Below are 14,826 nucleotides of genomic sequence, written 5' to 3' on the forward strand. Positions count from 1 at the left end.
GTAACGGATCCGAACAAGACCGAAAGATGCGGCCCGAAGTTCTGAAAAATGAAGAGAAAGAAGAAGGTTTAAACATTTCACGCTGCAGAGTCTGTAAACCTGGTTCTACCCTCATAAACAAAACCGGAGGCTGGAGAAACTTCCGTCCTGTTTATATTTACGAAAAATGTACCAAATGCGGAATCTGCCATATCGTCTGTCCTGATATGTCTGTCAAACCCAGAGAAGACGGCTTTTTTGAATATGATTATGATTACTGCAAAGGTTGCGGCATCTGTGCAAATGAGTGTCCTGCAGATGCAATTGAAATGATTCTGGAGGAGAAATAATGATTGACCCGACTTACAGAAAAAAAATGGTAGTCGTGGAAGGTTCCTATGCTGTGGCCCATTCAGCAAAAGTCTGCCGTCCAAATGTAATTTCAGCTTATCCGATTACTCCTCAGACCCACATTGTCGAAAACTTATCTCAGTTTATGGCAGACGGGGAGATCCCTAACTGTGAATATATTAACGTAGAAGCCGAGTTCTCGGCAATTTCTGCCCTTATAGGAGCATCAGCCGTAGGCGCAAGAACTTATTCAGCTACAACATCTCAGGGACTTCTGCTCATGCATGAGGCACTTTTTAACACTTCAGGCATGAGGCTTCCTGTTGTAATGACAGTGGCAAATAGAGCAGTTAGCGCTCCAATCAACATCTGGAACGATCATCAGGACGCAATTGCGCAGAGAGATACAGGCTGGATTCAGCTCTATGTAGAGGATGTTCAGGAAGCATGTGATACCCTGCCTCAGCTCTACAAGATCGCAGAAGACAATGATATCATGGTTCCGGGTATGGTCTGCATGGACGGCTTTATCCTGTCTCATGTTTATGAGCCTGTCATCCTGCTCGAACAGGACCTAACTGACAATTTCCTTCCGACCTTCCAACCCGAAGATATTCTTGACCCTGAAGACCCTAAAACTTTCGGAGCCTTTGCAGCCCCGGACACCTACGAAGAGTTCAGATATCTCCATGAGCAGGCAATGCAGAAAGCTCTTCCAAAGATCGAAAGCGTTGCAAAGGAGTTTGAGGAAATCTTTGGTAGATACCACGGAGGGCTTGTTGACGGATACATGCTTGATGATGCCGAAATCGTTATCATGTCTATGGGCTCTATTCTCGGAACTATAAAGGACGTTGTTGATGAGTATAGGGCAAGAGGAGAAAAGGTAGGAGTCTTAAAAGTAAGATCCTTCAGACCTTTCCCGAAAGAGCAGATCCGAGAAGCTATTAAGAATGCACATGTCGTTGTTATACTCGATAAGAATATCTCCATAGGCACAAATGAAGGAGCTCTCTTTACCGAAACCAAGTCCTGCCTCTATAACAGTAAGATTCGTATACCAGTTGTAGGCTATACCGTTGGGCACGGAGGCCGCGATATTCGCGTGGAAGATATTGCAAAGATAATTGAAGAAACCAAAAAAGTTATAAAATCTGGGATTGAAGTCGAAAGTCAATTCCTGAGCCTCAAGGAGGAGTTGCTGTGAGCAAAAACACTCCACAAACATACATTACGTCTGGGCATAGCGGCTGTGCAGGTTGCTGTGATGCCTTTGCTGCAAAATTCGCACTTATGGGCGCAGGCCCAAACACAATTGTAGTTAACCCGACAGGCTGCCTGGAAGTCATGTCCACACCTTTCCCGTATTCCTCCTGGCAGGTTCCATGGATCCACTCCCTTTTTGAGAACGCAGGAGCAGTAGCTTCAGGTGTGGAAGCTGCTTTGAAGGCTCTTGGCAAAAAGGATGATATCAAGGTTATATCAATCGGTGGAGACGGATCTACTATGGATATCGGACTTGGCGCCCTTTCAGGTGCATTCGAGAGAGGTCACGACTTTACCTACGTGTGCATGGACAATGAAGCTTATATGAACACTGGAGTCCAGCGCAGCAGTGGAACACCTTTTGATGCAAGTACCACAACCACTCCAGCCGGAAAAGTTTCCTTTGGAAACCCGCGTCCTAAGAAAAACATGCCTGCTATCATGGTAGCTCATGGCTCTCCTTATGTGGCCACAACTTCCATAGGTTTCCCAAGAGACATGATTCGAAAGGTCAAGAAGGCAACTGAAATCGTGGGCCCGACCTATATCCATTCCCATGCCCCCTGTCCAACAGGCTGGGGTTTTGATACCTCAAAGACCCTGGAAATCGCCAAACTCGCAGTCGAAACCTGCCTCTGGCCCATGTATGAAATGGAAAACGGGGAAATTACCCAGGTCAGGAAAGTTAAGGATCCCAGACCAGTCGAGGAGTACCTGAGGGCCCAGAAAAGGTTCAAACACCTCTTCACCATGGAAGGCGGTGAAGAAGAAATAAAGAAAATCCAGGCTACTGCAGACTGGAACATAAAACACTTCGGACTTCAGTGAAAACTGAAGTTTTAATTATTTAATTTTATTTTTTATTGTACTTTTTTAATTTTAATTTATCTCTTTTGATCCATTTTTTGCTTTAGCATCAAAAATGTTACCATATGGAAGCATTTTCATGTAGTTGTGCATGTTATTCGAGGAATATAATGTTCTTTTTTGATAGATCCTGTCCCAAAACCATGAACTTGGAATAATTACTCTATTTTCTAACATGAAAATAGTATAGATTTGGGAATAAAATTGGTTTGGGATGAGCTCATCCAGAATATAACAAAACAGTTACAGGCAATATCGAAAAACTGACTAATTTCTGCAAAATGAATAAAATCAAGTTATGAAACTTTGTTGGATAACGAAAATAAAAAAGACTCAGATACTAAATAATACAGGCATCTGTTTTTCAAAGGCCGTTTTTTAAGATACCGTTTTTTAAGATACCGTTTTTCGAAGATCGTTTTTTAAGATACCGTTTTTCAAAGACACCGTTTTTACAGATGCCTGGAAATCTAGATACCTTTTAATTATATAAAACTACGGATGTACTGAAAATGAAATATAAAATTCTGGAAGTACCGTAAAATGCAAAGAAAGTTGAGATATAAAAGAGAAGAAATTTCCCTTCTTCATTCAATAAAAATAGAGTTTTGGAAGCATCTTCAATTCATGGGACTCTTAGAATTACTGGAATTAACAAAATTATTATGAGCTTAAAATATAAAAGAATGGGGCCTGAATTTGAATATGATGAAAAAGAGAAATTTAACAGAAAAAAATAAGTTACTGGATGAATTACAGGTCAACAAATGGTAACTGTCTTCTCAGGTCAGGCAAATAGCCTTCTCTGTGCAGGGCTATTTTATAGTCGCTTATTGTTCTGCATAATTTGCGAGTGTATTTTATGCAGTCGGTACCAACATCTCCCCTAAATAACAACTTCTCAGTTTTTTCTATGAATTCGGGATAGGTAAAAATAAGCTCCTCTTTGGTGTGCAGGAATAGAGCTGTAAAGTCTCTGTGAATGCCCATGCTTCTTTTAAGCAGTTCGACATTCAGGTGGTCCTCAGACAGATAGGGATTGAACTTCACAAAAGTATGAAAATCTGCGATATTCTGGTTTAAGGAGTTAAGAATTGAGTATAGAACGTTGTCAGTCTCCGGAAGGGGAATGTCCGGAAGATCGAGGCAGTCTCCATCAAAAGTCTCATTTTCTTTTATATTTTGATCTCGGGTTGTATCACGATCCATTTTATCACCCTGATTGTAACAGTTTACTTTAGTAAATAGCCTGATAGCTTCCATTTTATATAACGGGTTCAATTACTTACTTTGATATAATTTTTAGAACACTTACTGGACTGGCTTAAGAGCTCTAAATAAATCCATTGTGTTTTGTCTATCGGCGTATCCGTCGCTTCCCCACTCGAAACGGTTGTACGCGCATGGGTTAGATGCTTCAGATTCCGTTTTTATCTCTACAAATCCAGCCTAGAGAGGTTTAGTACCGGATCCTGTGGAATTAATCAATTAAACGTTTAGGCTCTTACATCTCACCATATATAAACTTATGTCTTAATAAAACGGAATAAATATAATTCTAATAATATTATGAAAGATTATGAAAAATAATCCTCGAACAGCTACTTAACTAGTACTGGATAAGTACTGGATAAGTACTGGACAAAGTACCGAGTAAGTACTGGATAAGTACTGGACAAAGTACCGAGTAAGTACTGGATAAGTCCATAAATGTCCATTTAAAGCCTGTAAAATAAAACTCAGGATTTTTAAGCGCCTGAGTTCTTTATATTCTCGAGTATTTCCATCCCGAAAGAAGCAACCCCATACACAAGGCTCAGTACGAGAATAATGGTTGCGCCGGATGGAACATCCAGGGCATATGAAAGACCTATTCCCGTAACGCTGATCACAGTACCAAAGGCTATGGAAATCAGCATCATACGCTTCAGGTTATAAGTAAATTTACGGCTCAGAGAAGCAGGAATGGTAAGAAGAGCGATTACAAGGATAATACCCACGACCTTAATGAGCACTACAATTGTTAGAGCAATTATACAGAGAAGGAAAAGGTAAAGCTTCTCGGTAGGAAGACCCTGTACTGTTGTGAATTCTTCATCAAAACATAAGGTAAGAAATTCTTTGTAAAGTAAATAAACCGCACCTACTATTACTATATCAAGAGCTAGCATAAAATAAAGGTCGGAGTAGGGAACTGTTAGAATATTTCCGAAAAGGTAAGTCATAAGATCAGGAGCATAGCCAGGGGTTAGATAAACAAAAATTATTCCGAGTGCCATCCCAAGAGACCAGAGTATGCCTATAGCACTGTCTTCAGGGATTTTAGACTTCTTACTCACTGTTCCCATCACAAGAGCCGAAAGCAAGCTAAAGGGAAGAACTCCGAACATAGGATTAATTCCGAGATAATAGCCCAGCCCGACACCTCCAAAGGAAGCATGAGCTATCCCACCACTTATGAAGACTATTTTTTTGACGACAACATAGACTCCTATAATCCCGCAGGCTATGCTTGCAAGAACTGCGGCTGCAAGAGCGTTCTGGATAAAATTATATTGCAGAAAATCAAACATTCTTATTTCTCCGTCTGTTTTTCGAATCAGTCCTTTTCGAACAAGTCCTGATCTTCAGGAGTTTCTCCGTCTGTTTTTCGAATCAGTCCTTTTCGAACAAGTCCTGATCTTCAGGAGTTCTCCTCATGGTTTTTCAGCACCCTGTGAGGAATTCCATGAGCGATCAGCTCAACAGGGCACTGGTAGGTAGCTTCAAGATCTTCAACCGGAATTTCTCTGGAATTGTGATAGTGAAGAGTGCGGTTTAAACAGGCTATTTTGTCGACATAAACAGAAACCGCACTGAGATCATGAGTAACCATAATAACTGCCATTTCCTGCTTGAGTCTGCTTAGCAGGCGATAGAGTTCATCCTGCATATGCGGGTCAAGCCCGGAATTAGGTTCGTCCAGAAGCAGAAGTTTAGGGTTCGTAGCAAGAGCTCTTGCAATAAAGACTCTCTGCCGTTGTCCTCCAGAAAGCTGCCCAATCTGCCGGTCTCTGTACTGAAACATTTCTACAGTTTTAAGGGCTTCTTCGGCAGCCCTTTTGTCCTCTTCTCGAAATTTCTTCAGAAAACCTGTATGGCTCATCCTGCCTGTAAGCACAACTTCCCAAACACTGATAGGAAAATCAAAATCAAAACCTTTGTACTGAGGGACATAGCCTACAAGTTCCCTACTCTTTTCCGGTGGTTTCCCAAAGAGTTTTACATTGCCTCTATAAGGTTTCAAAAGCCCCAAGAGCACTTTGAGAAATGTAGTCTTTCCTCCCCCATTAGGTCCGATAATCCCAAGCAGTCCATTGGGTTCTTTCAATTCAAAATTGATTGCCTCAAGAATAGTCTGGGTTCCGTAACGAACCCAGACATCCTTCAGTTCTATAACCTTCTCCATTGCCTTTCCTTCAGAATATCGTTTTTATTTACCGGATTACGAGCATTTGATATTAAGATAGTACTTGATTTCTGATTAAACCAGGACTCAAGTACTAATTTACTGACTTCATACCTTATTGACTTCATACCTTATTGACTTCATACCTTATTGACTTCATACCTTATTGACTTCATACCTTATTGACTTCATACCTTATTGACTTCAACCTTACTGACTTCATACCTTACTGACTTCATACCTTACTGACTTCATACTAGGTTTCTGGCAAAAATATCGGATACATTATCCATATTTGCAACATAATCCTTTGCAAGTGGATCTACAGCTACAACTTCACCGCCTATCTCCTTAGCTACGGACTGCGCACTTCCCGTACTGAACTGAGGCTGGACAAAGATGACTTTAACCTGTTTTTCTTTTGCAAGACTTATAACCTTTGCCAGATCCTGAGCACTCGGCTCTTTTCCTTCAATCTCAACTGGAATCATGGTAAGGTTGTAGTCCGCTGCAAAATAGCCCCAGGAAGGATGATAGACCATGAAATTTCTTTCCTTTTTTCCCTCGAGCTTTTCGCGGATCCTTGCATCCAGAGCGTCAAGTTCCTTAAGATAAGCATCTCTATTCTGAGCATAGTAAGTTTTGTTATCGGGATCTGTTTTGGCGAGTCCCTCATAAATGTTCTCAACCATTATTTTTGCGTTTGCAGGAGATGTCCATATGTGGGGATCCAGTTCAGTTTCTTCGCTACCTGCTTCAAGTTCCTCTGCATGTTCTTCTGAATGTTCTTCTGCTCCTTCCTCTTCGTGATGATCGTGAGCAGCAAGTTTCCTGAGTTCGATTCCATTAGAAGAGTTTACTATAAGAGTTCCAGTGTTAATAGATTTGAATCTGTTGATCCAGACTTCCTCAAAGGGCATATCTACACCAACTGTAACATACATACTAGCTTTGCTCACTTCTCCCATCTCTTTAGGAGATGGTTCATAGGTATGAGGGTCTGCTCCTGGAGGAATTATGACAACAGTTTTCACTTTGTCTCCCCCAACTTTTTCTACAAACTCGGCCTGAGGAACTATACTCACAGCTACGATCACAGACTCGTTCGACCCTGATACTTCAACGTCCTGTACTGTACTCTCATTCTCATTAGTTTGGGAGTCGTCCTGACCTGTACAGCCGCTGGCAAAAAGACTCAGACCAACAGTCAAGAGCACTAATAAAGGTAGAATTTTCAGACTCATATTGAAATCCCATTTCTTCATTTTTCAGTTTTTATTAATTCATGAATATATTTCTGAATGAGATAAGACCAACATTATTCAAAGTCTCTATTATCCAAAATCAGTAGGTATTCAAAATTTGGTATGCCCTTAAATTTTTGAATTATTCAGAAAATTTTTTTGGTACAATACCAAATTTATCTTAAAACCCATACTCGGCACTTGATTAGCACTTTAGCTCTTCATTTAGCATTTCATTTGATGTTCCACTTACAAGCATTCAATGGTGTTTTTCTTCATGCAAGCAGGTTCAATGGTGTTTTTCTTCATGCAGGCAGGTTCAATGGTGTTTTTCTTCATGCAAGCAGTTTTCATGGCTTATTTCTCCACAAACTCCGAACATCGGGTGTCCCATTGAGCTGCAGATTTTATTTATAGCATCCCTGGAGACAAAAGCTTCAAAACGCGAAACTTCACTACACGCTTCCTCCGACGACAGGCCATAGTGGGTTAAAAGGAGACTAAGAATCCTGTGTCTTCGGATGAGAAATTGTGTATATGCCTCCCCCATTTCCGTTAGATCCACACCCCTATAGGGAATATGATTCAGGTAGCCTGCACCTGCAAGTTCATTTAAAGTTTTAGTCGTAGTTGAAGGATCGACCTTCAGGACTGAAGAGATCTCTGTGGTTTTTACAGTGCCTCCTTTTTCAAGAATGAACTTAAGATAATCTATCTTTCTCGGAGAGAGCTCAAGGCCCGTAAATTCAGGATAATTTTGCTCATTCATATAGAGAAATATAAAAAACTGGTATTTATTATTTGCCACGTACCAAATTATGTGATCATTGTTGTACTGTGACAAAATCAGGAAAACAATAGATATAGAAATCAGTAAAAGAAAAGATAAACAGCAGATGTCAGCAGGAAACTCACAATACCCATCACAGCGCTCCCAAGAGTATTTGACCTGAAGACTTCAGAGGGTTCCAGCTCTGCAAGTTCTCCCAAAATCCAAAAGAAAGGATCATTGACATGAGAAATTAGAAAAGTACTTGAAGCCATTGAAAGAATAACGATTTCCAGAGGAAGCCCAAGTTCAGGAACCAGGGGTAGCAAAAGAGAAGGTGCAACAAGCATGGTAACAACCCTTGATTCCTGAACGATTTGAAGAGCTGCGGCAATGAGAAAAGGCACAAGGATATGAGGAAGGCTCAACTGCAAGAAGAACCTGCCAAGAGTTTCTCCTGCCCCGGTCATGGCAAGGGTCCAAGAGCACCTCCTCCGCAAAGGTCAAGAAGAACAACCCCACTTCTCCTCACAGCTTTTTCAATCAGTTCCTTCAGTACAAGAGTTCCAAGCTTTCTGCCAGAAAAAATGGAGAGAAGGACTCCTATAAGAAGAGCAATGTTCGGGTTCCCCAGAAAGGTGAGCACAGAATGAGGATATTCAAAGCCTGTTTGAAGGAGAATAAGGAATAAAGGAAAAAAGATTGGAGAGTAAGCCTCAAGTCGACTTGGCTTTTCAGCAGGGTTATTATATATTCCTGAGTTTTCCTGATCTTCAGCTTTTTTTTCTTTGATTCTATTTGAAAAAACTGCAGTTTTAGACTTTTCTAGATTTTTAGAATACAAGTAGCCTACAATGGAAGTGGGAACTGCGATAAAAAGTCCCGTAATAAAAAGCTTGTTCACGTCAGCCGACAACTCTTCTGCTGCAGAAATTACTACAGGCGAAGGGTAGACAAGGTTAAACAAGGCAACAGCTCCCAGTGCAAGGATTGTTGCAGTGGAAATTGGGGGGTTATCGAGTCTGGCAGCCAACTCTTTAGCTATTGGAACAAAGATAACATAGGCAAGAATGTAACACATAAGGGAAACGGAAAAAAGAAAGCCAAGAACATTAAGAGCAAGTAGAGGATTTCTGGAAAAACGTATAATATCAGAAGCTATTAAGGACATTCCTCCGGTTCCCTGGAGCAGGATTCCAATAATACTTCCACAAGTAATAATAATAGCAAAACGAGAAAATACGTTGCCTAATCCCCCAGTTATTGCTTCGACGGTGGCCAGAGGTTCTTCTGCAAGAACTCCTGTAAGAACGGATACAAGGACAAGACTTAAGAAAGGGTGTAATCTGAGTCCGGCTGTAAAAAATAAGATGAGGAGAAGGGCGAAAAGGAATATGACTACAGGATGCATGTTAGAGCCTGATTGTTAATCTTTAATGTTAGCTTCAGGAGAGTTTAATGTTAGCTTCAGGAGAGTTTAATGTTAGCTTCAGGAGAGTTTAATGTTAGCTTCAGAAGAGTTTAACATTAGCTTCAGAAGAGTTTAATGTTAGTTTCAGGAGAGTTTAATATTAGCTTCAGAAGAGTTTAACATTAGCTTCAGAAGAGTTTAACATTAGCTTCAAGGGAGAACAAATGTTTAAATTTAAATACTTTTCTAAATATTCATTTTGGGAGAAAACTATTTAAGTGAGTTTAAGCTGTCGTTTTCTATGGAATATAGTTCAGCAAGTTTAAACATTCTCTTTCGTAGAGGCGATTTACTCAGTTAAAGCAACTTCTTCTGGAAAAGATAGCTCACTGAGTTCTTCGATTTCTTCTTCTCCAAGTACTCTTGCAAGATTTAGTAGAATAATAAGCCTGCTACCTATTTTTCCAACTCCTCTTAGATATTCTGCATTAATTTTCGATTTAATTATCTCAGGGGGTTGTTGAATTGAAGAAAATGGCAGGCTCATAACCTCTTTTACGGAATTTACAAGCATTCCAAGGACTGTATCTTTAATCTCAACTATGATAATTCTGGACAGGCTATCAGTTTCTTTCGAGCTGAACTCAAGCCGCTTGTTAAGGTCTATCACAACGAGGATCTTTCCCCGCAAGTTAATGAGCCCTTTTATGCATCCTGGGGCCTGAGGAATACGGGTGATCCTTGGAACCGGAATAACTTCGGAGACCTGCATGATATCTACTCCGAACTCTTCACCTGAAAGCTCAAAGGTCACTAATTGAAGATTTTCTTCCGAAAATCTTGAACCTTCATCTAGTACTTCTTTAAACATTTGAATTCCTCAAATTAACTTCGAAATTTTAACTTGACATGTTTTATGATCCTTCTTTTAAGTTACCAAGTTTGAACTTTTCCGTAGCTTTTTTCATCCTTTCCCCAAGTAAAGAAAGCTCACTGGCCATATTGGCAAGTTCTGACATTGAAGCACTCTGCTCTTCGAGAGCTGCAGCAGTTTCCTGGGTTCCTGCGGCGGACTGTTCTGAGATTGAGGAAATATCCTCCAGAGTGGAAGTGATTTCTTCAATGGATGAGGACTGCTCTTCTGTAGCAGCTGCAACATCTTCGATCATGTTTGTAATTTCATTGATTGTAGTAACAATTCCTGCAACCATTTCAACTGCGTTATTAACAGATAGTGAGCCAGCCTGCACATCTTTTTTACTGGCCTCTATACTTTCCACGGTTTCGCTGATACTACCTCTTATTTCTTCGATTAAGCTGGAAATGTTATTAGCAGCACGACCGGATTCATCGGCAAGTTTTCTGACCTCATCGGCTACAACAGAGAAACCCCGGCCTTGCTCGCCAGCCCTGGCAGCCTCAATTGCAGCATTCAGAGCAAGCATGTTTGTCTGATCCGCAATCCTGGTAATGAGAATTACAATTTCATTGATTTGTTGAGATTTGGAGTCAAGTTCTGTTATTACTTCCTTAGTTTCATCAACAGAGGAGCGAATACGATCCATTTTTACCAGAATTTCTCTTGAGGCATTTCCAATGTTATTGACAGTACTATTGACAATAGTGGTGTTCTTAGAGACTTTCTGAGTATTCTCTGCAATTTCTTGAATATTATGTGTCATATCCTGCATTGCATGAGTGATATCCAATATTTTTGTACTCTGCATCTCGGTCCCATTTGAGATTTCAGTTGCAGTGTCAGAAATTTTCCTTGAAGCTGAAGCCACTTCCTCAGAAGAAGCAGACATTTCTTCTGAGAGTGTAGAAAGGTGAACCGAATTTTCCTGAATTCCTTTTATCAGGCTACGAAGATTTTCAACCATTGATTCAAAAGCTTGTGAGAGTTGAGAGATTTCACTTCTCGAACTCCTATTGATCTTAACATCAAGATCTCCGTTAGAAATTTTCTCGGATGCATCGAGCAATTCGTAAATGGGTTTTCTGTAGAGGTTCAGAATCACAAAAACAAGTAAAACGCCGATAAGTATCGAAAGAAGAGTAACGAGAAGAATCTTACTTATAGAGTTTATTATCAGGGTGTCAAGCTTCCCTTTCTGATCGGCACTGGCAGCTTCAGCATTTTCTTTAATTTTTGCAGCTATGGCTGCCATATTTTTCACATCAACTGCCTGCCTCTTTTTAAGAATTTCCAGGCGATCAAAATCGTTCCGGATTTCTCTAACATTGGAAATTATTGCGTCTTCACGCTCAAGATTTTCAGGATTTACGGTCTGCTTATTTAAGTTCTTAGTAACTTCACTTATATTCTCCATATTTCGATCGAAATTTTCTGCATACTGATCTTTGGGAGTAATTATATAGCTCTGGTATTGGTCTCGAGCTTCCATCGCAAGTATGCTAATTTTCTGGACTTCCTGAGCATTAGATAATTTTTGCTGGAGAACTTCACTTGAAGAACCGTTTTCTGCGTATTGCTGGTATTGAAGCATCTGGTCTTGATAAATCTCATCTGCTTTCCGCAAAATAAGATCGCCTTTAGAAGTGATATTAGCTCTCAGGGCTATCTCTTCGTTGTTTGCTTCAACATAGCTATCAAAGCTTTCTTTAAATTTGTCAGAGACTTCCAGAATAGAATCCATTCGATCCTGATTTACAGGATCAAGGTAGCCAAGATATATTCCCTTGGATATAGCTGCTTGTGTGGGTACACGATCAAGATGTTTATAAGTGTCTTCCTTATAAACAGGATCACCATAAATAACATAATTTTCCTGAGCTTCCAGGGCTCCCTGCATATTATTCATGATAAAGGTCATGTTTTGAATGGCTCGGCTTTTTTTTTCCACGTCATTCATACCCTGATAGCCTGTATACCCAACAAAGAACATTAAAACCAGAAGAAGAGCAAATCCTATTACTACATGCCCTATTTTTGTGTTTTTATACAACTATCTCACCCTTGCCTCTGGTTTCTCTATCTCTATACCTCTTCTACCTGCATGGACTGTTAACGTGTCAGTAGTATCTGCTAAGGAAGGTGAACGGACGGAAGTGTTTTTATGGAGATTGCCTGACCTTCCAACCGATCATTCAATACAGACTATTTAAGAGTTGATAAATTTTTTGATTAATTGAAAAAAGAAAGCATAATGAAAAATTCGTCATTGTGATTTTAACTCTATTTTGCATATTTCTTTAGATATCTACTGAATCTGCCTTTTAGGCGACTGTTTTTATTTTTGCATATACACTGTAACTGTCTTTTTATTTGCGCATATATTATATTTTCAAGAGTCCGCTATTGTAAGAAAATCCTCAATCTGTGAGCCAAACTCACCAAAGTTTATGGGTTTGGCAAGAACGGCATAGCATCCAGCTTTAAGGTATTTTTCTTTACTTTCAGGATCGGAATAACCTGTGACTGCAACTACCTTTATACTCTTAGTTTCAGGATTAAGTTTGATTTCTTGAAGCAATTCAAGACCATGCATTTTCGGAAGTTCCATGTCAAGCAATATCAGGTCAATTTTCACTTCAGTGAGAATTTTGAGAGCTTCAAAGCCGTTTTTCGCCTTTTTCGGCTCGTGTCCAAAAGACTTAAGTAAGTCTGCCTCAACGGTCAGGTTAAGTAAATTATCTTCAACAATCAGAATTTCAGGCACTTAAATCAACTCCTAAGTGGGGTTGCTTGAAGATTTAGTAAGCTGGATTTTTCGTAATAGGGTTTTTTTAATAGTTATTCTTTGCAAACAAGGTTTTGTAAACGAAATTTTGTCAAAGAAACAGTGAATAACAAATTTCCTAATGAATTGATTTTTTAGTGATAACGAGTCATTTAAGAAGGCCTAAAACAAGAAAAAACGAAATGAAATCTTTCCTTGTATCTTCAGTACGTATACCATCATCCTCCCTAAAATCAGAATCGGAAAGTTATAAAACCAATGTTTTTCCAACAGTTTGCCTTAGGCATACAAGTTGTCCCAGGTTTATTCTCAATTACAATAATATATGAAGTTTAAGAAAATATAAATTTATTTGTTGGATTTAGATACATAAATTCAATATAAATGTAGTAATGAAAACAATTTATTTGGATTCTGATATCATTTTGGATGTTATTTTTCAGAAAAAATTGAAGTTAGTTCCAGATTAAACATAAAACAAATAGGGAAGTATTTTATTTATAAAAAATAATATGATCAATGTTTTATAAATCTGTAAATTAAAAACCGAACCAGGCTGAAGATTAGAAAAGAGCCTGTAACTTCTGCAAATATTTTTCCAACATGTCAATTAACCAGAGTATCTAAATAAATTTCAGCTCTCCAATATTATAAAGACAATTAAAAAATTTAATATAGCAGGTATCGTATATATTTTTTCTACACAATTGGGGTTAATATATCTTAACAAATAAACTACGCTGGTTACAGTTGTTAACCTTACATAATTTTTAAATTGGTCTTTGATTCATAGTATGAATTTGTGGAAAATATGCAGGCAAGGGGCGAGATTCGGCAAACATAGGAATAAGATGTCGAAAGATATCGAAACATTCCAAAAAAATGAGTATAATATCATCCGATATTGTCGCTTGTTCAAGAGCGGAAGAAGGGAAGTGCATGGCCAGAATTATGATTGTGGACGATGCCGAATTTATGCGGATGATTATTAGAGACATACTTCTGATGCACGGACATGAAGTTGTTGCTGAAGTCAATGATGGAGAAGAAGCAATTCAGATTTATCTCGAAGTAAAGCCCGATATTGTGTTAATGGATATAATTATGCCAGATATGGATGGAAAAGAGGCGTTGCAAAAAATTCTTATTATGGACCCTGAAGCAAAAATAGTAATATGTTCTTCTATTGGCCAACAGGCATTCATAACCGAATCAATGAAAATAGGAGCTATGGGCTTTATAGTAAAACCTTTTGAGCCTGATGGAATGCTCGATGTAATAAGAAAAATTGCCGAACCGAATTAGATCCGATCTAAGTCTAGTGGTAAATAAAGCTGCTATTGCATAAAACTGCGTTAACTAAGGCCGCATTAAACAAAGCAACTAACGCTATATTGAGTAAAATAACTGAAGCTGCACCAAATCAGGTTGTGTTAACTAAAGCTCTACAAACTGAAATATGCAAAATCAGACAATTAGTAATATTTTTAAATAAACATTATTAGATAAAGTTATTAAAATAATTTTTATATTTAGTAAAAAGTGCTTGAGATGACTATCTTTTAAACAATTTCATGCCTGCCCTTGACGGGCTTAAGGCTTTTACTCGGATTATGTTCGTTTGCCGTCGATATCCCTGCACAGTCCTGGTAGTACAGCATATATGTGCATGTTTTATGGCATCCTTTCAAAAAATTTCATAAAAATCCATTAAAAATCCATTAAAACTAGAAATGTCGTGATTAAATTGAAAACTAGCACGGAATCGGTGTAGGGATTAAACCAGA

Annotated in this window: 13 protein-coding genes and 1 pseudogene; 5 read left to right on the forward strand and 9 right to left on the reverse strand. The window is 39.0% G+C overall.

Annotated elements, in window-relative coordinates:
- The first annotated feature begins 41 nt into the window (after nt 1-41).
- The 4 genes from porD to MSBR3_RS21575 all read left to right on the forward strand — a co-directional run bounded on the left by porD (nt 42) and on the right by MSBR3_RS21575 (nt 3,203).
- A complete protein-coding gene (gene porD, locus MSBR3_RS18575; protein ID WP_196297071.1) occupies nt 42-329 on the forward strand; it encodes a pyruvate synthase subunit PorD in 288 nt (95 codons plus the stop codon).
- Nucleotides 329-1,537 (forward strand): pyruvate synthase subunit PorA, encoded by a 1,209-nt coding sequence (gene porA / locus MSBR3_RS18580; protein WP_048109767.1) that lies wholly within the window; start codon nt 329-331, stop codon nt 1,535-1,537. Before porD ends, porA begins: the two co-directional genes overlap by 1 nt.
- Entirely contained in the window at nt 1,534-2,424 is an 891-nt protein-coding gene (gene porB, locus MSBR3_RS18585; protein WP_048109769.1) for a pyruvate synthase subunit PorB, read from the forward strand. The genes porA and porB overlap by 4 nt, the downstream gene beginning before the upstream one ends.
- Nucleotides 2,425-3,071: 647 nt before the next feature.
- Nucleotides 3,072-3,203: a hypothetical protein gene (locus MSBR3_RS21575; RefSeq protein ID WP_268989099.1), complete on the forward strand. Its 132-nt coding sequence runs from the start codon at nt 3,072-3,074 to the stop codon at nt 3,201-3,203.
- A gap of 13 nt (nt 3,204-3,216) precedes the next feature.
- Here MSBR3_RS21575 and MSBR3_RS18590 read toward each other — a convergent pair whose 3' ends face one another.
- From MSBR3_RS18590 to MSBR3_RS18630, 9 genes and pseudogenes are all read right to left on the reverse strand, one after another.
- Nucleotides 3,217-3,672, reverse strand: coding sequence for a hypothetical protein (locus tag MSBR3_RS18590; RefSeq protein WP_048109770.1), 456 nt, complete (start codon nt 3,670-3,672; stop codon nt 3,217-3,219).
- A gap of 539 nt (nt 3,673-4,211) precedes the next feature.
- Complete coding sequence (locus MSBR3_RS18595) at nt 4,212-5,036, reverse strand: metal ABC transporter permease (protein WP_048109771.1); 825 nt, start codon at nt 5,034-5,036, stop codon at nt 4,212-4,214.
- 110 nt (nt 5,037-5,146) lie between these two features.
- A complete protein-coding gene (locus MSBR3_RS18600) occupies nt 5,147-5,911 on the reverse strand; it encodes a metal ABC transporter ATP-binding protein (protein ID WP_048109773.1) in 765 nt (254 codons plus the stop codon).
- A 251-nt stretch (nt 5,912-6,162) separates the two neighbouring features.
- Entirely contained in the window at nt 6,163-7,155 is a 993-nt protein-coding gene (locus tag MSBR3_RS18605) for a metal ABC transporter solute-binding protein, Zn/Mn family (RefSeq protein ID WP_048110704.1), read from the reverse strand.
- A 319-nt stretch (nt 7,156-7,474) separates the two neighbouring features.
- On the reverse strand, nt 7,475-7,924 hold the full coding sequence (locus MSBR3_RS18610) for a metal-dependent transcriptional regulator (RefSeq protein WP_048109775.1): 450 nt from the start codon (nt 7,922-7,924) through the stop codon (nt 7,475-7,477).
- Between the two features lie 101 nt (nt 7,925-8,025).
- A pseudogene (locus MSBR3_RS18615) lies at nt 8,026-9,335 on the reverse strand (GntP family permease).
- 349 nt (nt 9,336-9,684) lie between these two features.
- On the reverse strand, nt 9,685-10,206 hold the full coding sequence (locus MSBR3_RS18620) for a chemotaxis protein CheW (protein WP_048109777.1): 522 nt from the start codon (nt 10,204-10,206) through the stop codon (nt 9,685-9,687).
- A gap of 43 nt (nt 10,207-10,249) precedes the next feature.
- A complete protein-coding gene (locus MSBR3_RS18625) occupies nt 10,250-12,304 on the reverse strand; it encodes a methyl-accepting chemotaxis protein (RefSeq protein ID WP_048109778.1) in 2,055 nt (684 codons plus the stop codon).
- Between the two features lie 339 nt (nt 12,305-12,643).
- Nucleotides 12,644-13,018: a response regulator gene (locus MSBR3_RS18630; RefSeq protein ID WP_048109779.1), complete on the reverse strand. Its 375-nt coding sequence runs from the start codon at nt 13,016-13,018 to the stop codon at nt 12,644-12,646.
- Nucleotides 13,019-13,978: 960 nt separating this feature from the next.
- Here MSBR3_RS18630 and MSBR3_RS18635 point away from each other — a divergent pair.
- Nucleotides 13,979-14,344, forward strand: a complete 366-nt coding sequence (locus tag MSBR3_RS18635) for a response regulator (protein ID WP_048109780.1) — start codon at nt 13,979-13,981, stop codon at nt 14,342-14,344.
- Nucleotides 14,345-14,826: the final 482 nt, after the last annotated feature.

This window comes from Methanosarcina barkeri 3 (assembly GCF_000970305.1).
Classification (GTDB): domain Archaea; phylum Halobacteriota; class Methanosarcinia; order Methanosarcinales; family Methanosarcinaceae; genus Methanosarcina; species Methanosarcina barkeri_A.